Consider the following 24,328-nt stretch of genomic DNA (forward strand, 5'->3'; position numbering starts at 1 on the left):
GTGCCACGCTGCCCTCGTGCTGCGTCAGTTCGCGCCGCGCGGCCGGGCGGGCGCGGCGCGTCAAACGTCGATGCCGTGCGCGGCGATCTTCTTGTACAGCGTCGCGCGGCCCATGCCGATCTGTTTCGCAGTGTCGATCACGCGGCCGCCGTTCGCGCGCAACGCGTCGCACAGAAAGCGCTTTTCGAAGGCGGCCATCGCGTCGCTCCACGAAGTGGGTTCCGCGGTGGCAGCAACGTCCACGCTGGCAGCCGCGACAGACGGGGTCCGCGTCGACGCGGTCGCGCCGCCCTGCCCCGAGCCGATGAACGGCGCAAGCACGCGCGCATCGATGCGTTCGCTGTCGGACAGCATCACGGCGCGCTCCAACGTGTTGCGCAGCTCGCGCACGTTGCCGGGCCAGTCGTACGCGCACAGCAGACGCAATGCGTCGTCGTGTAATTCGAAGTGGCTGCCGCCGCCCGCCTGCGCGGCCAGATCCTCGAGCATCGCGTACGCGAGGGCCTCGATGTCGGATGGACGCTCACGCAGCGCGGGCGCGAGGATCGTCAGCACGTTGAGCCGGTAGTACAGATCCGCGCGAAAACGTCCGGCCGCGACGAGCGCGGGTAGATCGGCCGAGGTCGCCGCGATGATCCGAACATCCGCGCGCACGACGCGGTTCGAGCCGAGCGGCTCGAACTCCTTGTCCTGCAGCACGCGCAGCAGCTTGCCCTGCAACGGCAGCGGCATGTCGCCGATTTCATCGAGAAACAGCGTGCCGCCGTTGGCGAGCTCGAACTTGCCGACCCGCCCCTTGCGATCCGCGCCGGTGTACGCGCCTGGCGCGGCGCCGAAGAATTCTACTTCGAGCAGCGTGTCGGGAATCGCCGCGACGTTGACGCTGACGAGCGGCTTATGCGCGCGCGCCGAGCCGCCGTGAATCGCGTGCGCCAGCAGTTCCTTGCCGGTGCCGGTTTCGCCGAGCAGCAGCACCGGCGCTTCGAGTTGCGCCGCGCGCCGCGCCTGACGTTTCACTTCGAGCGACGCCGCGCTCGTGCCGACGAAGCTGCCGAATGTATAGCGCGCGCGGCGCGCCTGCGCGAGCGACTGGCGCGTCGCGATCAGCTCCTGCTGCAGCCGCGAGTACTGCGAAAACAGCGGCGACAGCGCTTTCAGCTCGTCGAACAGCGCGAAGCCGACCGCGCCAATCGTCGCGCCGGCATCGTCCTTCAGCGGCAGACGCGTGACGACGAGCGGCTCGCGATCGGTCTCCATGATGTCGAGCAGGATCGGCTTGCCGGTGTTGACGACTTCGCGCATCAGACTGTTCGGGATCACCGCTTCGCAATCGCGGCCGATCGCCTGTTGCGGGTCCGAAAAGCCGAAGCGCGCCGCATACCGTTTATTGATCCAGACAACGCGCGCTTGCCCGTCTACGATGAAGGTGCCTTCACTAAAGTTTTCGAACGTGCGAAACAGCGATTCCATCGCCCGACGCAGCACGTCGTCATAGGTGGCGGGCAGGCCCGTCCAGTCGGTCATCATGCTGTCGTTGTCTCCGCTTGTCGTTTTGTTTGCAAGCAATCTCAATTTCTAGACAAATTTATCTCCAAACAGAGACAGGCGACAGGCCGTATGCATCGTGACTTACCCTGGTTTCAGGTGGTCTTGGCCGGATTGAAGTCCCGTTTCGGAGACACCCCGGGTACAATCCGCCGACGATGCCTCGGGCCGCCGCTGCACGCCCGCGCCAGGCGCCGCAGCGCTTCAGCGGACAAACGCCGGGCATGGCATGGAATCTGCATTTCGACCGCGCCGCGCCGTCGCTTGATCAGGACGGCAAAAAGGTAGAACAACCAGGCTATGGAGACTCAATGACCTTTCTCATCGTTATCGCCGCGCTGGCGTTTCTGATGTTGGCCGCGTATCGCGGCTACAGCGTAATCCTGTTCGCGCCGATCGCGGCGCTCGCCGCCGTCCTGCTCACCGAGCCCGCCGCCGTCGCGCCGGTCTTCACGAGTATTTTCATGGACAAGATGGTCGGCTTCGTGAAGCTGTACTTCCCCGTGTTCCTACTCGGCGCCGTGTTCGGCAAGGTGATCGAGCTGTCGGGCTTCTCCGAGTCGATCGTCGCGGCCGCGATCCGCTATATCGGTCGCTCGCGCGCGAACGCGGTGATCGTCGCGGTGTGCGCGTTGCTCACCTATGGCGGCGTGTCGCTGTTCGTCGTGGTGTTCGCGGTCTATCCGTTCGCGGCCGAGCTGTATCGCCAGAGCAACATTCCGAAGCGGCTGATGCCCGGCGCGATCGCGCTCGGCGCGTTCTCGTTCACGATGGACTCGCTGCCCGGCACGCCGCAGATCCAGAACATCATCCCGACAACGTTCTTCAAGACCACCTCGTGGGCCGCGCCGACGCTCGGCGTGCTCGGCTCGCTGTTCATCATCGTGGTCGGTCTGACGTATCTGGAATGGCGCCGCCGCGGCGCGATGGCGACCGGCGAGGGTTACGGCACCGAACTCGTCAACGAGCCGGAGCGCGTCGAATCGAAAGAACTGCCGCATCCGCTGCTGGCCATCGCGCCGCTCATCGTGGTCGGCGTCGCGAACTTCTTGCTGACGCGCTGGATTCCGACCTGGTACGGCCCGTCCTTCACGGTCACGCCGGAGATCCTGCCGGGCCTGCATGCACCGGTCGAAACGAACGTCAAGGCTCTGGTGGGGATTTGGGCCGTGCTGGGCGCGCTGCTGCTCGGCATCATCATGGTCATCGTGACGGCGTTCGGCCGCGTCAGCCACCGCTTTGCGGTCGGCACCAAGGCAGCGGTGGGGGGAGCGCTGCTGGCGTCGCTCAATACCGCGTCGGAATATGGCTTCGGCGGTGTGATCGCGGCGCTGCCGGGCTTTCTCGTCGTCAGCAATGCGCTGAAAAGCATTCCGAATCCGCTCGTCAATGCCGCGGTGTCGGTCAGCACGCTGGCGGGTATCACGGGTTCGGCATCGGGCGGTATGAGCATTGCGCTCGCCGCGATGTCCGATACGTTCATCAAGGGCGCGCAGGCCGCGAATATTCCGCTCGAAGTACTGCATCGGGTGGTCGCGATGGCGAGCGGCGGCATGGATACGCTGCCGCACAACGGCGCGGTGATTACGCTGCTCGCGGTGACGGGTCTCACGCACCGGCAGTCGTATCGCGACATCTTCGCGGTCACGGTGATCAAGACGCTCGCGGTGTTCTTCGTGATCCTGGTGTATTACACGACCGGCCTCGTGTGAACGTCAAACCGGAAAGCAGCACTTTGATCTGATAGATCCGCATTAGTCCCACCTCGACAGACCGCCGACGAAGCACGAGGATGGAGGCGTCAGCGCCCAATGTTGCAAGGGCAGGCTGACCCGAGTAACAACGGCGTTTAACGGCCCGTCCTATCCGGACGGGCTATTTTTTTCAGCGCGCGATTCGTGCGCGAAAGGTGAGGAAATCCGGGAGCGACGCCAACCACAGCGAGAGTGCCGCCGGACGCCGCCTAGCCCGCGCCCGCGTCACCCGCATGACAAAACCCGAACGCAAGCCGCGCCGCCGAGGGGCATGAAAAATGCAGCCGTCGCAACGAGGAGTCGCGTTAAACTGGTTGCTCGCTCCGCAACCGCGAATGCACTAAACCCGGGCGAGATCGAGACTGAGGCAGACGCAACACGGCACGACGACGCGGCAGACGGCACGCCATCCGCCCCGTACAATGGCTCCATCACCAACGCAACAAGGACAACTTCGATGCGCATTACCGGGTCCTCCGGGTCAATGGCCCTGCTCACCGAATACGACGACGCAACGGCGCGCGAACTTCGCTCGCTGCGCCTCGAATCGACCGAAGACGGCAAAGGCATCCTGCTGATCGAGGTCGATGAGCGCAAGCCGGGCATACATCGTGAAGTGCGCTACGAAATCACGCCCGCGGAGCTGATCGCCGCGATCCGCGCGCATGGCGCCGAGTTGCCGGGCGAGCAGCACAACCATCGTCAGTGAAGCAGGCGCGCGGCGTATTACCGTCGCGTGACTCGTCAGCCTCCCCGCGCCGGTGACGTCGCGCTTCGACGCGGCAGCGCGGCAGCGCGGAATTGTTTAGGCGCGCCCGCGTGCGTCGCCGTGCTTCCGCTTGTGGCGCTCGAACCGCCAATCCCCGCTTTCCTACGGGTTTTTGCAATCGCTTTCACGCGTCTCGTCGAGCCTGCTTACCCGGCCTTCTACCACTTGTCATACGCGGTTGCCACGCTTGTGTAGCGGGCATGTGGCCTTATATGCAGACCTGACTGCAGCCACAAGACGGGCCGATTTCCAGGTCGGTTGCACGTCTTGAAAATACGTCCATAATCCTTGCATTCCCCTTTGCGTTCCTTACCGCGCTGCGCCCGCAAGGGCCGCGGATATTAAACCGATGCTACATGACCTCGTCGCGCAATATGGACCGGCGCTCGTCTTCGCGAACGTGCTAGCCGCCGCGCTCGGGCTGCCGGTGCCAGCCATGCCGTCGCTCGTGCTGTTCGGCGCGATGGCCGCGATGCACCCCGGCTCGGTCGGCACGCAGTTGCTGCCGGTCCTCGTGCTGTCGATCTTCGCGACGCTGATCGGTGACAGCGCGTGGTACGTCGCGGGCCGCATCTACGGCGGCAATACGCTGAAGACGATCTGCCGGCTGTCGCTGTCGCGTGACACCTGTGTGAAAAAGACCGAGCGCTTCTTCGGCCGCTGGGGCGTGCGCGTGCTCGCGGTCGCGAAGTTCGTGCCGGGACTGTCGATCGTATCGATCCCGATGGCCGGCGCGATGGGCACGCGCTACCGCACCTTCCTCACCTACGACGGCGTCGGCGCCGCGCTGTGGTCCGGCACCGGGCTGATCATCGGCGCGCTGTTCGCGCGGCAGATCGACATGCTGTTCGCGATCGCCGGGCGGCTCGGGCGCACGGCGGCGCTGGTCGTCGTCGCGTTGCTGGTGCTGTACGCGGCGTACCGGTGGATCCGCCGCCGCCAGTTGATCGCGAAGCTCGCGTCCGCGCGCATCGAGGTCGACGAACTCGCGAAGCTGTACAAGGCTAATCAGGCACCGGTCGTGTTCGACATCCGTTCGCAGGAGAAGCGCAAGCTCGATCCGTTTGTGATTCCAGGCGCGCAATTCGCCGACGAACGGCAACTCGACGGCATCGTCGCCAGCTATCCACGCGATCAGAAGCTCGTGATCTACTGCTCCTGCCCGAACGAGATTTCCGCGGCATGGATGGCCAAGCAACTCACCGAAGCCGGTTTTTCCGACGTGCTGCCGCTGCGCGGCGGCATGGAAGCCTGGCGCGACTCGGGCAAGCCGGTCGACTCGCTGCCCGAAATGCCGCCGCCCGAAGTCACCGTCGACGATATCGCGCCCAAAGCCGTCTAGTAGAAATCAGCGGCGGCATCGTCCGCCTGACGCGCGCGGCACGGCTCGTTCCGGCGTGTGAGCGCGCATTGCGTTGCCTTGCGTTCAATCGTGCTATGAACATCGAAGGAGCGGTTCAATGCTTTCGACTCAGGACGTTTCGACTCAAGAAGTGGAAGGACAGCAGGGAGTCGTCGCCGACGCGCCGTTTTCTTCGCTGTCGACGCGTTTGCATCAGATGTTTCCGGAGCTCACTTGCGCCGAGATCGACCGGCTGCGCCGCTTCGGCGAGATCGGTCGCTGGAAGTCCGGCGAGTTGCTGTTCGAGACCGGCCACACCGGCCCAGGCATGTTCGTGCTGCTCAAAGGGCGCGTGAAGGTCTATCAGCGTGACGGTATCGGCCGCGAGCACGTGATCAGCGAGCGCGGCGCCGGGCATTTCCTGGCCGAGGTCGGGCAGTTGTCGGGCAAGCCCTCGCTGGTGAACGGCCTCGCGACCAGCGCCGTCGAAGCGCTGCTGATTCCGCCCGACCGGCTGCGCGCGCTGATCGTCGCCGAAGCGGAACTCGGCGAGCGCATCATGCGCGCGCTGATTCTGCGGCGCGTGTCGCTGATCGAAAAGGGCGCAGGCGGGCCGATCCTCGTCGGCAACAGCAATGACCCGCGGCTCGTGATGCTGCAAGGCTTCCTGTCGCGCAACGGCCATCCGCATTCGGTGATCGACGAACGCGACGAAGACGCGCTGCGGCTGATCGAGCAGTTCGCCGCGCAGCGCGAGGACCTGCCGCTCGTGATCTGCCCGGACGGCACGGTGCTGCGTCATCCGAGCATGCCGGAGCTTGCCACTCGCTTAGGTCTGCTGCCCGATCTCGACGACACGTACGTATACGACGTCGCAATCGTCGGCGCGGGACCGGCCGGACTCGCCGCCGCGGTGTACGCGGCCTCCGAAGGGCTGTCGGTGATCGTGCTCGACAGCCGCGCACCGGGCGGCCAGGCGGGCGCGAGCTCGCGCATCGAAAACTACCTCGGCTTTCCGACCGGCATCTCGGGCCAGGCGCTTGCCGGCCGCGCGTTCGTGCAGGCGCAGAAGTTCGGCGCGCACGTTGCAATTCCGGTCAGCGTGCAGGCGCTGCATTGCGGGCAGTCGCCTTATCGGCTCGAAACGAAATGCGGCGGTCACATCAGCGCGCGGGCGATCGTGATCGCGAGCGGCGCCGTGTACCGGCGCCCTGCGCTCGACGGGCTCGAGCGCTTCGACGGACGCGGCGTCTACTACTGGGCGTCGCCGGTCGAGGCGAAGCTGTGCAAGCGCCAGGAGGTCGTGCTGGTGGGCGGCGGCAATTCGGCCGGCCAGGCGATCGTCTATCTGGCGACGCACGCGGCCAAGGTTCACGTGCTGATCCGCCGCAGCGGTTTCGAGGCAACGATGTCGCGCTATCTGATCGACCGCATCCGCTCGCTGCCGAACGTGTACGTGCATCCGAATTCGGAAGTGGGCCGGCTCGAGGGCGATGAGGACGGCCTCGTATCGGTCGCGCTGAAGCGGCCGCTGCCCGACGGCGTCGATCACTTCGACACGCGGCATCTGTTTCTCTTCACCGGCGCGGACCCGAACACCGAATGGCTGCGCACCTGCGGCGTGCAGCTCGACGCGAAAGGCTTCGTGCTGACCGGCATCAGCGCGGACGGCTCGGCCACCGCGTGCGATCTCGGGACTACGGTCGGCGGGGTCTATGCGATCGGCGATGCGCGCGCCGGGTCGACGAAACGCGTGGCCGCGGCGGTCGGCGAAGGCGCGGCCGTAGTCGCGCAGATTCACCAGTTGCTGGCACAGATGAGCGGGGAAGAGGTGGCGCTCGGTGCGTGAGTCTCGGTGCGGTCTTTAGCGCATCGTCTTTACCGCATCCGTCTTCAGTGCAACGCGGCCCACGCGAGCGACACCGAGAACACGCCGAGCACGATCGACGCGCCGCGCTGCACCCTCGCCGGTTCGAGCCAGCCCAGTCGACCTCTGCCGAGCGCTGCGCCGAACGCGATCCACGCGAGTGCGATCGGCGCGGCGAGGCACGCGAACATCGCCATCGCGAGCAGATAAGCGGGCAAGTGCATGAACGCGGCGGCCGGAAAGATCGTGCCGCCGAACAGCAGCCCTTTCGGATTGAGCAAAGTCGCGACGAACAGCGCGCGCACGTTGCCAGCGCGTTGCGTCGAGCCGGGCAGTGCCACCGCCGCGCGCCACATATCGAGCGCAAGCCACGCGGTATACACGCTCGCGGCCACGCGCAGCAGGGACGGCAGCCACGGCCACGCTTGCGCCGCGTGCGCGAAGAAGCGTCCCCACGCGGAGATCGACACCAGATAGCCCGCCAGTTCGGCGGCGATCAGCGGCAGTGCGCGGCGCAAACCGGCGCGCAAACCGGCCGCCGCCAGTAGCGTGTTGGTGGGGCCGGGCGTCACCAGTACCACGATGATGCCGGTGGCCAGCAACGCGATCTCGGTCGCAGAGAGCATAAAAAAAGCGCACGGTGAATTACACAGTGCGCCTTTGTAGCACAGACAGCCCGATGGCTGCGCCGAAGCGGACCCGTCGGTTCAGCGGTCCGCTCAGCGCTCCAGCTTCGCACGCAGCTCGCGTGCCGCCTCCAGCAGTCCTTCATACCCCGAACGCGCGTGCTCCGGCAGATCGGGATCACCGACCAGCGCGCCGAGCGTTTCGATCAGACTGTACACAATGCCTTTCGCCGCGCCCGACGCAATGCCACCTGACGACATCTGCTGATCGACGTGACTGAGCGCCGCGTCGAGCTGCTCGATCTCCGGACGATCGTCGGAGGGCGGCTTGGGAGGAACGTCTTGCGTCATGATCGAACACCACTCCTTTAAGTGCATCGGTAAAGTTGTTATATACCGATCGTGCGCCGCCGTCTATTCGTGTTCGGCGCGACGGCGAGCCACGTCAAGGCGTCCAGCGATACATCAGCAGCTTCGCGCGCGCGTCGTCTTCGACCAGCACCACGTACTCGCCGTTATCGCGCTGCACCGCGCTGATGCCGAGATACACGTCGACCCAGCCGCTCGTGCCGCCGACGCTCGCGCCCGGCGTCATGTAACCGACCGCCGTGCCGTTGCGCGCGTCGTAGACGTCGATGCGATCGGTGTACAGCTCGGCGACGAAGATATAGTTGCCCGCCACCGCGACGCCGACCGTGGTGGTCTGCGGATCGCTTTGCGTGTTCCACGGCAGCGAGACCGTGTAAGTCAGGGTCGGCGTGCCGCTGCTCCAGTTGTCGTAGCGCGCCAGCATCGGGCCCGCTTCCTTCCAGTGCGTCGGGTCCCACGGAATCGCGCTCGTGAAACCCGACAGATACATCGTGTCGGTCGCTGCGACGTAGACGAGCCGCGCGAGCCGTGTGAACGGCGCGGGCATCGCGAACAGCTTCGCGCTCGCGTACGTGTAGATCGGATTGCCGGCGGCGTCGAGACCTTGCAGCGGCATCTCGCGCACGCCGCTCAATGGCGTGGCGAGCCACACGTTGCCGGAATCGTCGACCCACCAGAAGCCGTTGCCGACCGTGCTGCCGGTCGACGGATTGCCGCTGATCTCGCTCGCGTCGACGGTGCCATTGCCATTGCTATCGCGCCACAACCATTCGCCGTAAGTTGGTTGCGCGGCGGGCCAACTGCCCGGCAGCGGATTCTGCGCGAGCATCCCCGACGGAATCGCGATCTCACCATGCGCGGCATCGAAGCGATAGACGTTCAGGTAGTGCGCGCCCGGATCGAGCGTATAGAGAAAACGCTGGCCTTTGAATCTGCGCACCATCGGTTCGCCGCGCACGCCGCGCGGCTGGTGAAACGCGGGGTCTTCGGGGTAATCGAAGCGATCGAGCGTGAACGCCGCATATGACCATTCGTGGCCGACCGGCTGCCGGTAATCGAGCGTGAAGCGCTTCGAGCCCGTGTAGATCGAAGCGGGTGTGGCCGGATCGAACGCGCCGCTATCGACGAAGCTCAGGCCGTAGAGCCGCCAGTTGAGCACGCGCGTGCCGTACACGTAACTCTCCAGCACCGCGCCTTGCCCGACCGATGCCGAGCCCAGCGCGCGCGGTCCTTCGCCGTTTTGCGCGACGTACAGATTGCCGGCCGCATCGACGCCGATGCCGGTGATGCCGTTGAAACGCGTGTCACCGGGCACGCCGCGCACCGGATGGAAGATGCCATTGCGCGTGCCGATCGACGTGCCGCCCTGCATCTGGCCGCCCGCGCCTTTGTTGAACACGAGAATCTGCTGCGAAACGCTGTTGTCGGCGACCAGCAGCTGGCCGGATGGCGTGACCGTGAGGTCGGTCGGCACGGTTCCGGCGGGCAGCGCCAAGGGACCGGCGAGCGCGGTGCCGTCGGCGCGGTAGTGCAGGATGCTCAGGCTGCCCGTGCCGAAGCCGCTGATGATCCACAGCGTCGAGTCGGTGTCGATCGCGATGCGCGCGGGCGATGCGACGCTCCACGAACGCAGCGGCTGCATGGATTGCGCGTCGTACACGACGATCCGGTTGCCGTAGGTGTCGGCCACATAGAGCTCGCTGTCGGTCGCGGCGAGGCCGCGAATGCCCGCGTCGATGCCGGTCTTCACCGTTTGTATCGCGACGAAACTGTTCTTCGTCGCGTTCGCGCTATTGCCGATGCCGCCGGAAAACGGCGCGCCGGCCGCGAGATTCGCGAGCGTGCGTCGCGTGATGCCGTACCAGGTCTGATTCGCCGGCGGATAGTCGGCGCCGACCAGCGCATTGTTCTCGTTGCCGATCGACATCGCCGCGTACAGGTACGTGTGATTCACCGCCACCGCGTCGCCGCCGGCCGCGCCCCAGCCGTGCGTCGAACCGGCGACCGCGAGCTTGTCGCCCGCACGATACGCGGCGATTTCGCTGCCGCTCTCGTCCCACGGCGCATTCGTATAAACGGTGCCATTGGCATCGACGCTAATGGCCTGAATATCCTGCTGCATCCATTTGCCGTCGCCAAATCCGAAACTATTACCGATCCATGAAGTCGTGTAATTCAATTGGGATTGGGCGGAGACATGCGGGGAAATCAGGCTATGGATTAGAACCACGGCCAGGCCAAGACGGGGCAAAAGCTTCACGGCGGTCGATCCTTGCTAAGCGCGAAGCACGCACGGTAAGGCAGACCGGCGTGCTTCGCCTGTACCAGAGTTGGCGTTTTATCCTCTCACATAAAACTAGCAAACGTATTGATAAAAAAATGATAATTGAATGCCGCCACATCCAATTCCATTCCATTTGCATCGATTTACGTTACCAACAAAATCTTTACTTCACGAATCCGGTAAAAACCGGTTCCCGTAAAAGCTCACCGGCCAGAGATTCAGGCGCTTTTTCTGCTCCTGTAAATCCTCACCTCGAGCGCGATGCACATCAGGATCGCGCCGCCCTGCGACGCACGAAAATCCGTCGCGTCAGATCGAACGCGACCAGATTGCCGGCCAGCACGAGCAGCAGACCGACCACCGGGAGCACTGACCAGCGGTAACCCTCGAACAGCGTGGACGCCGCGAGCGCGACGATCGGAAACAGCACCGTGCAGTAGGCGGCGCGCTCCGGGCCCATGCGGCCGACCAGCATCAGATACGCCGTAAAGCCGATCACCGAGCCGAACACCGCGAGATACGCGAGCGCGCCAAGATAGCGCGCCGACGGTTCAACCGCGAACGAATAGCCGGCGAACAGACTACCGAGCGTCAGGACAGCCGCGCCGATCAGCATCGCCCAGCTATTCGTCGCGAACGGATGCAGGCCCATCGACTGCATGCGGCTCGACAGAAGGTTGCCGGCCGAGAAGCACAGCGTGCCGAGAAACGCGACGCCGAGTCCGAGCCACGCGGTGTGATCGCCGAGATGCCCGGCCATCTGCTGCATGAACAGACAGACGATGCCGACGAGCCCGAGCAATGCGCCCGCAATCGCGCTCGGCTGCAGCGGCCTGCCCATGAACAGCCGTCCGTTGATCGAGTTCAGCAGCGGCGCGGTCGAAAACACCACCGCGACGAGCCCGCTCGGCACGATCTGTTCGGCGTAATAGAAGCACAGGAAATTCAGGCAGAACAGCGCGAGGCCCTGCGCGGCGAGGTAGCGCCAGGCGCCGAGCGGCGGCCAGATCGGCCGGCGCATGATGCGCAGCAGCGCGAACAGCAGCAGCGCCGCGATCCAGAAACGCCATGCAATCGATACCGGCGGCGGCACCGCGCCGAGTTGCCATTTGATCGCGATCCACGTGGTGCCCCAGATCAGCACGGTGACGGCATAAAGCAAGAGATTCATGGCCGGGCCTCGGACTGCAATGACAGGCTGCCATAACGCGCAGCATTGACGATAGTTCGACTATGCAACCGCGCCGCCGCCCGCAATTGTCCAAACTTGCGCACTTTTTCGTGGCAATGAGCGGCCAGACTGGCCGCGCCGTATACTGGCCGCTCAACCCTACGCATCACCGGAAAACCTCCGCTCGCCGCCGTGACCGCCAGCCCGTTCGCCCCCGTGATAGCCGCCGCCAGCATGCCTTTTGGCCTGCAGTCGGTCTGTCACACGCTCGCCAGTGCGAACGCGCATCTGGACCGCTTCGCGTGGCTCGGCGACGGACTCGCGATCGCGCTATGGACCCGCGACACGAAGGAAGCCGAGACCATCTACGAGCGGCCCGGCCATCACACGCTGTCATGCTATCTGGACGGCGGCTATCGCACCGAGCGCCAGAAAATGCCGGGCCACTACGGCGCGCCGTCGCGGCTGTGCGCACTGCCCGGCGATCACGAATCGCGCTGGTGGGTGCGCGGCCATATGCACTTCATGCACCTGTATTTCCTGCCCGAGCACTTCACGCGACGCGCGGTACAGGAGCTCGACCGCGAGCCGCGCGAATTGACGCTCGCCGATCGGACCTATTTCGAAGACCCGCGCATTGCGAGTCTGTGCCAGGCGCTCGTCGACGAGGAGTGGGAAAGTCCCGACGGCCTGCTGCGCACCAACGAGACCGCGCACGAAGTGCTGAGCCTGCTGTTGCACGGACAAGGCGTGCGGCGCGCGAACGTGGCGCTGAAGGGCGGGCTGTCGGCCGCGACGCGGCGCCGCCTGCGCGACTATATCGACAGTCGTCTCGCGCAGCCGTTGACGCTCGGTGAGTTGTCGGGTGTCGCGGCGCTGTCGGAGTTTCATCTCGCGCGGATGTTTCGCGAGTCGTTCGGGTTGCCGCCGGCCGCCTGGATCGCGCGGCAACGGCTCGATCGCGCGCGCACGCTGCTGCGCACGACGACGTTGCCGCTTGCGCAGATCGCCTCGCAATGCGGCTATGCGAACGCGAGTCACTTTAGCCACCGGTTTCGCGAGGCCGTCGGGGTGACGCCGAGCGGGTTCCGGCAGGCTATCGGCGTTTGAGTCTCGCGTTCGAGTTTCGCTTTCCAGCTAGCTCCGCGTCATTGCAGCGCCATCGCCAGCACGCGCGCGACGTGGATCGCGTCGACGCCCGCGCCATCGTGAATCTGATGCCGGCAGCTGGTGCCATCGGCGACCATCACCGTGGCGGCGTCGAGCTTGCGCACCGCGGGTAGCAGCGACAACTCCGCCATCGCCTGCGAGGTCGCGTAGTGCTCGGCTTCATAGCCGAAGCTGCCGGCCATACCGCAGCACGACGATTCGACCGTCGATACCTTCAATTCGGGAATCCACTTCAGCACGGTCTGCACCGGCGTGAATGCATCGAACGCCTTCTGATGGCAGTGGCCGTGCACGAGCGCCTGCCGCATTGGCAGCGGTTTCAATTTGAGCTGCAAACGTCCGGCCTTTTCTTCGCGCACGAGGAATTCCTCGAATAGAAACGCGTGCTTCGCGAGGCGCTGAGCTTCGTCGCCGAAACCGTACTGCAGGAATTCGTCGCGCAACGACAGCAGACACGATGGCTCCAGCCCTACCACCGGCACGCCGCGTTCGACGAACGGCCTGAAGAGTTCGAGCATGCGCCGCGCCTCCCGTTTCGCTTCATCGACGAGACCCGCCGCGAGAAACGTGCGGCCGCAGCACACGGGACGCTCGCCCGGGCGCGCATTGAAGTGGACCGTGTAGCCCGCCGCTTCGAGCACCAGTTGTGCGGCACGCGCGTTGTCAGGTTCGAGGTGATTGTTGAAGGTATCGACGAACAGCAGAACTTCTTTCAGTGCGGACGGCTGCGCAGCGCTGCGTGCAGCCTTCGCGGGCACCGCATCGGCCAGAAACGCCTTCTTGAACCGCGGCAGATTCCGCTCGGCAGCGAACCCGACCGAGCGCTTGAACCACGCCGACAGCACCGGCACGTTGTCCGCGAGCGCCAGCAGTCCCGGCATGCGGCTCGCCGCGCCCGCATAGCGCGGCATGAACGCGACGAGCCTGTCGCGCAGCCGCACGCCATGCGTCTTCACCCGCGCCGCGCGCGCCTCGATCTTGAACTTCGCCATATCGACGCCGGTCGGGCAATCGCGCTTGCAGCCCTTGCACGATACGCACAGGTCGAGCGTTTCCTTCACGTCATCGCTCGCGAGTCCGCTTTCGCCGAGCTGGCCCGAAATCGCGAGCCGCAACGTATTGGCTCGCCCGCGCGTCAGATGCTGCTCGTCCTTCGTCACGCGATAACTCGGGCACATCGTGCCCGCGTCGAACTTGCGACAGTGGCCGTTGTTGTTGCACATCTCGACCGCTTTCGCGAGGCCGCCGCTCAGGTCGTCGCCGCTGCCCGGCGCGCTTTCTTCTCCCGTCAGCGGATCGCGCTTCACGTTCCACGTCGACCAGTCGAGTACGGTTTCGATGCGCTGTTCGCGATAGCCCGCCGCAAAACGGAAATTGCGCGCGTCGTCCATCTTCGGCGGACGCACGATCTTGTCTGGATTGAAGCGATTGTCCGGATCGAACAGCGCCTTGATCTCGCTGAACGCCTCGTTGAGCCGTGGCCCGTATTGCCACGCGACCCATTCGCCGCGGCACAGACCGTCGCCATGCTCGCCGGAATACGCGCCCTTGTACTCGCGCACGAGCGCGGCCGCTTCCTCGGCGATCGCGCGCATCTTCGTCGCGCCGTCGCGGCGCATGTCGAGAATCGGCCGCACGTGCAGCGTGCCGACGCTCGCATGCGCGTACCAGGTGCCTTCGGTGCCGTGGCGATGAAACACGTCGGTCAGGCGGCTCGTGTAGTCGGCGAGATGTTCGAGCGGCACCGCGCAGTCTTCGATGAAGGACACCGGCTTGCCGTCGCCCTTCATGCTCATCATGATGTTGAGACCCGCCTTGCGCACTTCCCACAGCGCTTTCTGCGCATTCGCCTCCGGCATCTCGACGACCGAATCGGGCAGGCCCAGCTCGCCCATCAACTCGGTGAGCTGCTTCAGCGACGCGAGCTGCGCGTCGCGATCCTCGCCCGCGAACTCGACGAGCAGAATCGCCTGCGGCTCACCGACCAGCGCCTTCTCGATCACCGGACGAAACGCGGGATTGCTCAACGCGAGATCGATCATCGTGCGATCGACCAGTTCGACCGCGACCGGCTTCAGCTTGACGATGTGCTGCGTGAGCGCCATCGATTGCCGGAAGGTCGGAAAGTTGACCACGCCAAGCGCCTTGTGCGCAGGCAGCGGCGCGAGCTTCAGCGTGATCTGCCGGCTGAACGCGAGCGTGCCCTCCGAGCCGACCAGCAGATGGGCGAGGTTCGCGCTGCCGTCATCGGTATAGGCGCGCGGGTTCTGGCAGTCGAACAGATCGATGTTGTAGCCCGCCACGCGGCGCAGCACCTTCGGCACGCGCGCGACGATTTCATCACGCTCGCGCTGCGCGATCCGCGTGACGCCCGCGACGATCTGCTGCAAGCGCTCGCCTTGCGGCGTCTCGCGCAGCGACGCGAAGCGCGCTTCGCTGCCGTCGGCGAGGATCGCGTCGATCGCGTCGACGTTGTGCACCATGTTGCCGTATTCGATCGAGCGCGAGCCGCACGAGTTGTTGCCCGCCATGCCGCCGATCGTGCACTGCGCGGAAGTCGATACATCGACCGGGAACCACAGTCCATGCGGCTTCAGCCACGCGTTCAGATGATCGAGCACGACGCCGGGCTCGACCGTCACGGCGCGCGCGTCGGCATCGAACGCGACGATGTTGTTGAGCCACTTGCTCGTATCGACCACCAGCGCTTCGCCGACCGTCTGCCCGCACTGGCTCGTGCCCGCGCCGCGCGCGAGCAGCGGTACTTTCTCGCTGCGCGCAATTTCGAGCACGACGCGCAGGTCGTCCTGATCGCGCGGCACCACGACGCCGACCGGCATGATCTGATAGATCGACGCATCGGTCGCGTAGCGGCCGCGGCTCGCGAGATCGAACAGCACGTCGCCGCGCAGCGCTTTGCGCAGATGCTGCGCGAGCGGACTCGTGGCGCGCGCGGCGGAAGGGACCAGATGGATCGGCTTGACGAGCAAGCCCGCAGTGGGATTCGTCATTTCATCGGCCTATGAGGAGCGCGCGTGAGCCGCGCGGCTCGAATTACCTAATACAGCGTCAGATGCACCGGCGCGAGTCCTTCGATATGCCCACTCACGTTGCCTGCCTCGCGCGGAAAGAACATGCCGGTGTACGAACCGGCGGTGATCACCATCTCCGGGGTCACCGCGATTTCGCGCGCACTCGCGTGATTGACGAGCCACGTCAACAGCCGCCGCGGATCGCCGGCCGGATTCGCGGGCGTCGTTGCGACGACATTGCGTCCGTTGAACTCGAAACTCAGCGACGGCGCGACGTACGGAAAGTCCTCCCGATACCGCGCGAATTCACCGACGATCAGCGCGCCGTGATTCTGCAGATCCGCGAGCTGCGCGAGTTTGTCGATGGCGGGCCACTCGGCATAGCGGCTCGCGACGATCTCGATGGTCGCGCCGATCGAGCCGATGCCCGCCAGCACTTCGTCTTCACCGTACGGCGTCGCGGACGGCTCGAAGCGCCGGCCGAAACGGAACGCGACCTCGAGTTCGAGCCCGAGCGGCGCGAAACCTTCGCGCGACAGACGCGCGCCATCGGCGTGCAGATCGGTGTCGGGCAATGGCGCGCCTTGAATCGGTCCGCTCGCCGATTTCGCGCCGATCTTCCAGCCGCCGATTCGCGCGCCGCACGCGCTCAGGATTTCATGCTGGATTGCGTAGGCCGCGTCGGCATCGGCTGGAATCTGCTCGGGCGGCAACGCATCGAGCACCGTGCGACTGCGACGCGCATCGGCAAGAAGCTGGCTCAGTGACGAAGTCATGTTTACGCGCCTAGCCGGGTGGAAACCTGCGCCTTCTCCGACGCGCTGAGTTCGAAGCGGCTCTCCGGCTGCATGCGGAACGCAAGCACGACGCCGATGCCCATTAGCAACATGCTGCCGACGAACGGCAGATCCCAGTTGCCGAAGTGGTCGATCAGAAAGCCGCCCATCACCGGCGAGATGATCGCGGCGAGCGCCGAGCCCGTGTTCATCATGCCGCTCGCGGTGCCGGAGAATTCCGGCGCGATATCCATCGGGATCGCCCACATCGGGCCGATCGTCATCTCGGCGAAAAAGAAGCCCGACGCGAGACAGGCGATCGACAGCGTCAGGTCATGCGTGAACATCAACGGAATCAGCGACAGCAGGCAGAACAGCATGCACACCGACACCATCCAGCTGCGCGCGCGTTTGAGGCTGCCGGTACGCTTGAAAATCGCATCGGTGACGAGGCCGCCCAGCGTATCGCCGATCACGCCGGCGAAGAACACGACTGACGCGAAGATCGCCGACTTCTGCAACTGCAGATGATGGTTATGCAGGAAGTACAGCGGAATCCAGCTCAGGAACAGCCACAGCGTCCAGCCGTAGCAGAAGTAGACGATCGTGACCGGCGTCATGCGACGAAACAGCTTGCCCCACGGCAGGCCTGCGACTTTCGGCTTCACCGCGGGCAGCACCGCGAGTTCCTCGGGCGTGATGCGCGGATGATCTTTCGGATGCTCGGTGAACGTGATCGCCCACAGGGCGACCCACACCAGGCTCAGCGCGCCGCAGATATAGAACGATTCGCGCCAGCCCCAGGTGGTCATCACGAGCACGATGAGCGCCGGCGCGACCGCATTGCCGACTCGCGACGCCGCGTGCGTGATGCCCTGCGCGAAGCCGCGTTTTTCTTTCGCGACCCAGCGCGACATCGCCGACGTTGCGGCCGGGAACGTCGCGCCTTCGCCGAAACCGAGCACGAGCCGTGCGGCGAGCAACGAAGCGAGGCCGCCCGCGAGGCCCGTGAACACCGTAGCGAGACCCCAAATCGCACCGCAAAACAGCAGCGTGCGTCGTGCGCCGAAACGATCGCTGACCCAGCCGCCGATTACCTGAAACAGCAGATACGGATACGCGAAAGCCGAGAACACGAGGCCGACCTGCGTATGCGTGAGATTGAATTCCTTGCCGAAACCCGCGGCCGCGGTGCTGACGTTCACGCGATCGAGGTACGTGATGAAGTACATGATGCACAGCATCACTAGAACGATACTGGTCGCACTGGTCAAACGAAACCTTTTCATCGTCTCTCTCTCCGTGACATGTGTCGACGGCGCGCCTGAAGTGGCGCGCTGCCTCGTCGCCCGTCGGCCGCGACAGCCGTTATGACGCATTGCATGTTGTGATGGCCGCGTTCTGCGCGCGGCTCGATGAGAAATGCGCTCCCTGGTGTTGCGGGTTGTTTCCTGCTGCTGGCGCTTATGCCGCGGCCTACAACCCCGACGTCTTCGGTGCCAGGCTCAGCCACTCCATCGCGGCCGGCATGCCGCTTTGCTTGATCGGCACGCCAGCAAGCCGCAGACCCATTTCGCAGCCGGCCAAGGTCGCGAGCAGCGTCAAGTCGTTGCAATCGCCGAGATGACCGATGCGGAACATGCGGCCTTTCAACTTGCCGAGGCCCGTGCCGAGCGACATGTCGAAGCGCTCGTAGATCAGCTTGCGCACCGCGTCGGCATCGACGCCGTCGGGCATCATCACGCCCGTGAGCACCGGGCTATAGACGGCGGGATCGGCGCACTGGATTTCGAGGCCCCACGCACGCACCGCGCGGCGAGTCGCTTCCGCGAGCCGCTCGTGACGCGCGAACACGTTGTCGAGCCCTTCGCCGAGAATCATCTCGATCGCTTCGTGCAGGCCGTACAGCAGGTTCGTGTTCGGCGTGTACGGCCAGTAGCCGGTCTTGTTCATTTCGACGATTTCCGACCAGTCCCAGAAGCTGCGCGGCAGCTTCGCGTGCTGGTTGGCGGCCATCGCCTTGGGCGAGATCGCGTTGAAGCTGATGCCCGGCGGCAGCATCAAGCCCTTTTGCGAGCCCGACACCGTCACGTCGACGCCCCATTCGTCGTGGCGGTAATCGGCACACGCGAGACCGGAGATCGTATCGACGAGCAGCAGCGCCGGATGACCCGCGGCGTCGATCGCGCGACGCACGGCGGCGATGTTGGACGTGACGCCGGTCGAGGTTTCGTTGTGCACGACGCAGACCGCCTTGATCGCATGCTGCGGGTCGGCGCGCAGGCGCTCTTCGATCATCTGCGGCTGCACGCCGCGCCGCCAGCCTTCGATGCCTGGCAGACCCAGGAACTCGGGCTTCAGGCCGAGCTTCTCGGCCATCTTTTTCCATAGCGTCGCGAAGTGGCCGGTCTCGAACATCAGCACGTGATCGCCGGGGCTCAGCGTATTCGACAACGCGGCTTCCCATGCGCCCGTGCCGGACGCCGGATAGATGACGACCGGCTGCTGCGTCTTGAAGATCTTCTTGATGCCGTCGAGCACCTTGAGACCCAGTTCGCCGAACTCGGGGCCGCGGTGGTCGATGGTCGGGTAGCTCATCGCGCGGAGGATACGATCGGGCACCGGACTCGGCCCCGGAATCTGCAGGAAGTGACGGCCAGCGGGATGAAAATCTAGCTTCAGCATCGGGCTCCTCCAATTTGAATTTTGCATTCAAAAAACTGTATCAGAAGAACGGGGACGCTCCCAAGACGAAATATGCTCGTTGAGGCCCGTGTTTACCCGCGTCTGCGCTTGATTAACTAATCGATATGGTTCCGATAAAATCCCCCATCATTAACGCTTAGGGTTTTTGTATGCAAAATTCGGATTTTGACGCGGGTGTGACCGCTGCCCCGCTGATGCCGAAGGTCGAGCGTCAGCGCCTGCATGACACGGTGGTGGAGCACATCCGCCGCTTTATCGTCGAGGGGGTGCTGGAGCCCGGCAAGAAACTGAACGAGCGCGAGTTGTGCGAAACGCTCGGCATTTCGCGCACACCGCTGCGCGAGGCGCTGAAGGTGCTGGCCGCCGAGGGTTTGATCGAGATTTCGCCGAACCGGGGCGCGTCGGTGTCGAAAATGTCGGAGGCGGAAGTGCGCGAAACCTTCGAATTGATGAGCGGCCTCGAAGCGTTTTCGGGCGAACTCGCAGCCGAACGCATCACGGCGGCCGAACTCGCGGAAATCAAGGCCCTGCATTACGCGATGCTCGCATGCCGCGCGCAGAACGATCTGCCGGGCTACTACAGCCGCAACCAGGCGATTCACGACAAGATCAACGAAGCGGCGAGGAATTCAGCGCTGCGACAGACCTATGTGTCGGTCAACCGGCGGCTGCAGGCGCTGCGCTTTCGCTCGAACTATCAGACGCCGAAGTGGGACCGCGCGATTCACGATCACGATGAAATGCTGAAGGCGCTCGAGGCTCGCGACGGCAAGAAGCTCAGCGCGATTTTGCGTCAGCATCTGCTCGATAAGCGGGACGCGGTTTTGCAGGTGCCGGTGCAGGAGGAAGTGGTCGCTTCGGCCTCCGTGTTGAAGGCGTGATGCGGACAACCGATACCGAGTCCCGCTCCTCGTCACCCCATCGGCAAACAAAACTTGTCCACCTAAATTGTTGGCAAGCCTGTGGACAACCTTCGCACAGCGAGCTTAAGTGCTTGAAGCGTGAGAACTATCCGCGTGCGGTGCACGCGTAGGCAGCGAGCGTCGCTACGGAGTCCGTGATAGCGGAGAGCGGGCTTGGCAAGGATGCCGTATCAGTCGGACCAACCTCGAAGACCAGTTGTCCACATAGTTTGGGAACAAGCTTGTGGACAACCTGCGCACAGGCCTGCCAAGTGATTGATGCGGCAGGCCTATCGCTCGCGGATGCGGGAGCGGGCAGCGGCGCGGCACGTCGCCTGATGCAAGCGAACGACCGCGCCGTCCACATCGATTTCACTGCGTCGTTTCACGGCTGCGCAGCGACTCCGGCAGCCCATACAGCACGATCAGCGCGCATACCACGCTCATCGTGCCGATCACATATAGCGCCGGCGTCGTGCTGCCGGTCAGATCCTTCACACGGCCCACCATCACCGGGCTCACGATCCCGCCGAGTTGCCCGAGCGTGTTGATCAACGCGATACCGCCCGCGGCGCCCGCGCCCGTCAGCAGCTTGGGCGGCAGCGCCCAGAATGCCGGAATCGATGCGACCACGCCCGCGCCCATCACCGCAAGCGCGACCACCAGCAAGGCGGTCTGCTTGTCGAAGTAGCCCGCGGCGAAGAAGCCGAGCGCCGACATCAACAGCAGCCCGAACACGAACTTGCGCCGCTCGCCGCTCGCGTCCGACAGGCGCCCGACCACCACCATGCAGATCGCGCCGCACACATAAGGCACCGCCGTCAGCAGGCCGACTACAGTGGGATTCTTCGTGCCCGCCACGTGAATCAGATGCGGTGCCCAGAAATTCAGACCGTACGACGCGATCTGAATCAGGAAGTACACGAGCCCGAGGGTCAGGAAGCCCGGCGTTTTCAGCGCGCCCAGCAGCGAATGGCCGGTCGGCGCCGGGCGGCTTTGCTGTGCGATCTGCCCGGCGAGCAAGCTCTTCTCCGCCGAGGACAGCCAGTCTGCATCGTCGATGCGATCCTTCAGCAGCTTCAGCACCAGCAAACCGAGCACCACACACGGCAAGCCGCCGAGCAGAAACAGCCAGTGCCAGCCCGGCATGCCGAGCACGCCGTCCATATGACCGATCACGAGCCCAGCGAGCGGCGCACCGACCAGCCCCGAAAACGCCGATGCGAGAAACAGCATCGACGTGATGCGGCCGCGACATGCGGCCGGAAACCACAGCGTCAGGTAGTACAGTACGCCGGGCGCGAAGCCCGCTTCCATCGCGCCGATCACGAAGCGCAGCCCGTAGAACTGCCATTCGTTGTTGACGAACACCATCGCCGCGGTCGCGAGTCCCCACGAAATCATGATCCGCGCGATCCAGCGTCGCGCGCCGACCTTGTACAGGAACAGGTTGCTCGGCACCTCGAACAGCACGTAGCCGATCACGAACAGACTCGCGCCGAGAGCGTACGCGGTATCGGACAAGCCCAGATCGCTTTGCAGCTGGAACTTTGCGAAGCTGATATTGATGCGGTCGAAGAACGCGAACAGATAGCAGATCATGATGAGCGGCATCAGCCTCCACGCAACTTTGCGGACGATTGCCGCGAGATCGTCCGCGCCATGTTCGCGGGTACTGCCCGCCACTACGCCCAGGTCGCTCATGCTTGTCTCCAATGCCGGATTCGGCGGTGCCGTCCGGTCGTTTGATCGGTTGAGGGGTTGTTTGTCGGGGTTCGGTTCAGATCTGCCGAACGTAGTCGGGCACCGGATGCAAATCGCAATTGCGGCCGGCTTTGGCGACTTGCCCCGGCACGTCGTGGCCGAGCAATGCCGGCAAGCCGCGCGACAGCGCGAGCAGCTTCGGCAGGTCGATCCCGGTCGGGATGCCCATTTCATTGCACAGGTTCACGAGGTCTTCGGTGCAGATGTTGCCCGAGGCACCCGGCGCGAACGGGCAGCCGCCGAGGCCGCCGAGCGCCGCATCGAAGCGGCGCGCGCCGGTTTCATACGCGGCGAGCACGTTGGCGATACCGAGGCCGCGCGTGTTATGAAAGTGCAGCGTGAGCGCCGTGGCCGGCAGGGTTTCGAGCACGCGCGCGACGAGCCGCGCGACCTGGCGCGGATTCGCCATGCCGGTCGTATCGGCGAGCGTGATGCCTTCGATGCCCATCTCGCGATATGCGTCGACGATGCCGATCACACGGTCTTCGTCGATGCGCCCTTCGAACGGACAGCCGAACGCGGTCGCCACGGTCGCATTGAGCCGCACGCCCGCGGCCAGCGCGCGACGCACGATATGGTCGAACGCCGCGAGCGACGACTCGCAGCTCATGCGCATGTTCGCGCGGTTATGCGTCTGACTCGCGGACATGACGAGGTTCAGTTCGTCGGCGCGCGCGGACAACGCGCGCTCGGCGCCTTTCAGGTTCGGCACCAGCGCGACATAGATCACGCCGGGTTGCCGCTCGATCCGCTGGAACACCGCCTCGCCGTCGCGCAACGCCGGAATCGCCTTCGGCGACACGAACGAGCCCGCTTCGATGCGCGTGAATCCGCAGGTGGATAGCCCGTTGATCAGCGCGATCTTGTCGGCGGTTTCAACCCACGTGGGTTCGATCTGCAGGCCATCGCGCGGGGCGACTTCCTGCACGATCAGCTGGTCGAATGACGCGGCCTCGCGCGTGGAAAAGATCGAGGAATTCATTGCACCGCTCCCTCGCGACGGAGACGCTCGATGTCTTCGCTCGCGAATCCAAGTTCGCTGAGCACGCTGCCGGTGTGCTCGCCGAGCGTCGGCCCTTGCCAGCGCACTTCGCCCGGCGTGTCCGACAGCTTCGGCACGATGCCCGGCATCTTCACCGACGCGCCGCCCGGCAATTGCGCCCGCAGCAACATGTCGCGCGCCTCGTAGTGCGGATCGGCGACGATGTCGGCCACCGAATAGATGCGGCCCGCCGGCACTTCGGCGCGTTCGAGCGCGGCCAGCACGTCTTCGGTCGCGTGATGCGAGGTCCACTCGGTGATCGCCTGATCGAGCAGCGCGACCTGCTTCACGCGGCCGTCGTTGTGCGCGAGCGCGGGATCGTCGGCGAGATCGGGGCGGCCGATCAGATGCATCAGGCGCTTGAAGATCGGATCGCTGTTGCCGGCGATCACGACATAGCCGTCGTCCTCGGTGCGATAGGTGTTCGAAGGGGCGATGCCCGGCAGCGCGCCGCCGCTGCGCTCGCGCACATAGCCGAGCAGGTCGTATTCGGGCACGAGGCTTTCCATCAGATTGAACACGCTCTCGACGAGCGACACATCGACCACCTGCCCTTCGCCCTGGCCGGTCTTCACGCGCAGCAGCGACATCAGCGCGCCGATCACGCCGTGCAGCGACGCGAGCGAATCGCCGAGACTCACGCCGACGCGCGCCGGTGCGCCGTCGACTTCACCGGTCGTGTAACGGATGCCGCCCATCGCCTCGCCGATCGCACCGAAGCCCGGACGGTCACGATACGGGCCGGACTGACCGTAGCCGGAAATGCGCACCATCGTCAGTCTCGGGTTCAGCGCGTGCAGCACGTCCCAGCCGAGGCCGAGCTTTTCGAGCGCACCGGGACGCAGATTTTCGATGATGACGTCGGCATCGGCGGCGAGGCGCTTGACGACCTCGACGCCATCGGCCGATTTCAGATTCACGCAGACGGACTTCTTGTTGCGCGACTGCAGATACCACCACAGCGACGTGCCTTCATGCAGCTTGCGCCATTTGCGAAGGGGATCGCCAGTTTCGGGCGCTTCGATCTTGATCACGTCGGCGCCGAATTCGGCCATCAGTCGCGCGGCGAACGGCGCGGCAATGAGCGTGCCGATCTCGACGACACGAATACCCTGCAGTGGTCCACCCATGTTGCTGTCTCCGAACTCGTTTCGTCTCGGGAGACAGCTTAGAAGCGGCGTGGTGGCGGCGTCCAACCGCAATTCGCCA

The 24,328-nt window shown here is 64.8% G+C and carries 18 protein-coding genes; 6 read left to right on the plus strand and 12 right to left on the minus strand.

Annotated elements, in window-relative coordinates; all coding sequences use genetic code 11:
- Nucleotides 1–60 precede the first annotated feature (60 nt).
- The gene (locus tag QFZ91_RS37790) at nt 61–1,527 is read right to left on the minus strand and encodes a sigma-54 interaction domain-containing protein (RefSeq protein WP_176378835.1); all 1,467 of its coding nucleotides are present in this window, start codon (nt 1,525–1,527) and stop codon (nt 61–63) included.
- 329 nt (nt 1,528–1,856) lie between these two features.
- Here QFZ91_RS37790 and QFZ91_RS37795 point away from each other — a divergent pair, with 329 nt between their 5' ends.
- The 4 genes from QFZ91_RS37795 (at nt 1,857) to QFZ91_RS37810 (ending at nt 7,259) form a co-directional block, all read left to right on the plus strand.
- Nucleotides 1,857–3,257, plus strand: a complete 1,401-nt coding sequence (locus tag QFZ91_RS37795; RefSeq protein ID WP_176107134.1) for a GntP family permease — start codon at nt 1,857–1,859, stop codon at nt 3,255–3,257.
- 499 nt (nt 3,258–3,756) lie between these two features.
- The gene (locus QFZ91_RS37800; protein WP_008921056.1) at nt 3,757–4,008 is read left to right on the plus strand and encodes a hypothetical protein; all 252 of its coding nucleotides are present in this window, start codon (nt 3,757–3,759) and stop codon (nt 4,006–4,008) included.
- 409 nt (nt 4,009–4,417) lie between these two features.
- Nucleotides 4,418–5,410, plus strand: a complete 993-nt coding sequence (locus QFZ91_RS37805; RefSeq protein WP_176107133.1) for a DedA family protein/thiosulfate sulfurtransferase GlpE — start codon at nt 4,418–4,420, stop codon at nt 5,408–5,410.
- A gap of 118 nt (nt 5,411–5,528) precedes the next feature.
- A complete protein-coding gene (locus QFZ91_RS37810) occupies nt 5,529–7,259 on the plus strand; it encodes an FAD-dependent oxidoreductase (protein ID WP_176378834.1) in 1,731 nt (576 codons plus the stop codon).
- A 44-nt stretch (nt 7,260–7,303) separates the two neighbouring features.
- On the opposite strand, the gene QFZ91_RS37815 is transcribed toward QFZ91_RS37810, so the two are convergent.
- From QFZ91_RS37815 to QFZ91_RS37830, 4 genes are all read right to left on the minus strand, one after another.
- Nucleotides 7,304–7,903, minus strand: coding sequence for a LysE family translocator (locus QFZ91_RS37815; RefSeq protein ID WP_429570400.1), 600 nt, complete (start codon nt 7,901–7,903; stop codon nt 7,304–7,306).
- A gap of 93 nt (nt 7,904–7,996) precedes the next feature.
- A complete protein-coding gene (locus QFZ91_RS37820) occupies nt 7,997–8,254 on the minus strand; it encodes a hypothetical protein (RefSeq protein ID WP_176107130.1) in 258 nt (85 codons plus the stop codon).
- Between the two features lie 94 nt (nt 8,255–8,348).
- Nucleotides 8,349–10,532 carry a hypothetical protein gene (locus QFZ91_RS37825; RefSeq protein WP_429570401.1) on the minus strand — a complete coding sequence of 728 codons (2,184 nt, stop codon included), beginning with the start codon at nt 10,530–10,532 and terminating at the stop codon, nt 8,349–8,351.
- A gap of 292 nt (nt 10,533–10,824) precedes the next feature.
- Nucleotides 10,825–11,727 (minus strand): DMT family transporter, encoded by a 903-nt coding sequence (locus QFZ91_RS37830; RefSeq protein WP_429570402.1) that lies wholly within the window; start codon nt 11,725–11,727, stop codon nt 10,825–10,827.
- Between the two features lie 234 nt (nt 11,728–11,961).
- Between QFZ91_RS37830 and QFZ91_RS37835 the strand changes: the two genes are divergently transcribed.
- On the plus strand, nt 11,962–12,837 hold the full coding sequence (locus tag QFZ91_RS37835; RefSeq protein WP_176378830.1) for a helix-turn-helix domain-containing protein: 876 nt from the start codon (nt 11,962–11,964) through the stop codon (nt 12,835–12,837).
- A 38-nt stretch (nt 12,838–12,875) separates the two neighbouring features.
- On the opposite strand, the gene QFZ91_RS37840 is transcribed toward QFZ91_RS37835, so the two are convergent.
- The 4 genes from QFZ91_RS37840 to QFZ91_RS37855 all read right to left on the minus strand — a co-directional run bounded on the left by QFZ91_RS37840 (nt 12,876) and on the right by QFZ91_RS37855 (nt 19,390).
- Complete coding sequence (locus QFZ91_RS37840) at nt 12,876–15,908, minus strand: FAD-binding and (Fe-S)-binding domain-containing protein (protein WP_429570403.1); 3,033 nt, start codon at nt 15,906–15,908, stop codon at nt 12,876–12,878.
- A gap of 47 nt (nt 15,909–15,955) precedes the next feature.
- Nucleotides 15,956–16,705 (minus strand): 2-keto-4-pentenoate hydratase, encoded by a 750-nt coding sequence (locus tag QFZ91_RS37845; RefSeq protein WP_176378828.1) that lies wholly within the window; start codon nt 16,703–16,705, stop codon nt 15,956–15,958.
- A gap of 2 nt (nt 16,706–16,707) precedes the next feature.
- Entirely contained in the window at nt 16,708–17,994 is a 1,287-nt protein-coding gene (locus QFZ91_RS37850; RefSeq protein WP_176107125.1) for an MFS transporter, read from the minus strand.
- A gap of 187 nt (nt 17,995–18,181) precedes the next feature.
- Nucleotides 18,182–19,390, minus strand: coding sequence for a pyridoxal-phosphate-dependent aminotransferase family protein (locus QFZ91_RS37855; RefSeq protein WP_429570404.1), 1,209 nt, complete (start codon nt 19,388–19,390; stop codon nt 18,182–18,184).
- Between the two features lie 170 nt (nt 19,391–19,560).
- Here QFZ91_RS37855 and QFZ91_RS37860 point away from each other — a divergent pair, with 170 nt between their 5' ends.
- Complete coding sequence (locus tag QFZ91_RS37860) at nt 19,561–20,292, plus strand: GntR family transcriptional regulator (RefSeq protein ID WP_429485479.1); 732 nt, start codon at nt 19,561–19,563, stop codon at nt 20,290–20,292.
- A gap of 393 nt (nt 20,293–20,685) precedes the next feature.
- On the opposite strand, the gene QFZ91_RS37865 is transcribed toward QFZ91_RS37860, so the two are convergent.
- The 3 genes from QFZ91_RS37865 to QFZ91_RS37875 form a co-directional block, all read right to left on the minus strand.
- Complete coding sequence (locus QFZ91_RS37865; protein ID WP_429570405.1) at nt 20,686–22,017, minus strand: MFS transporter; 1,332 nt, start codon at nt 22,015–22,017, stop codon at nt 20,686–20,688.
- A gap of 76 nt (nt 22,018–22,093) precedes the next feature.
- Nucleotides 22,094–23,059 (minus strand): hydroxymethylglutaryl-CoA lyase, encoded by a 966-nt coding sequence (locus QFZ91_RS37870; RefSeq protein ID WP_429570406.1) that lies wholly within the window; start codon nt 23,057–23,059, stop codon nt 22,094–22,096.
- A complete protein-coding gene (locus QFZ91_RS37875) occupies nt 23,056–24,249 on the minus strand; it encodes a CaiB/BaiF CoA transferase family protein (RefSeq protein WP_429570407.1) in 1,194 nt (397 codons plus the stop codon). The genes QFZ91_RS37870 and QFZ91_RS37875 overlap by 4 nt, the downstream gene beginning before the upstream one ends.
- Between the last annotated feature and the right edge of the window lie 79 nt (nt 24,250–24,328).

The sequence above is a fragment of the Paraburkholderia sp. JPY419 genome, assembly GCF_050435705.1.
GTDB classification, from domain to species: domain Bacteria; phylum Pseudomonadota; class Gammaproteobacteria; order Burkholderiales; family Burkholderiaceae; genus Paraburkholderia; species Paraburkholderia youngii.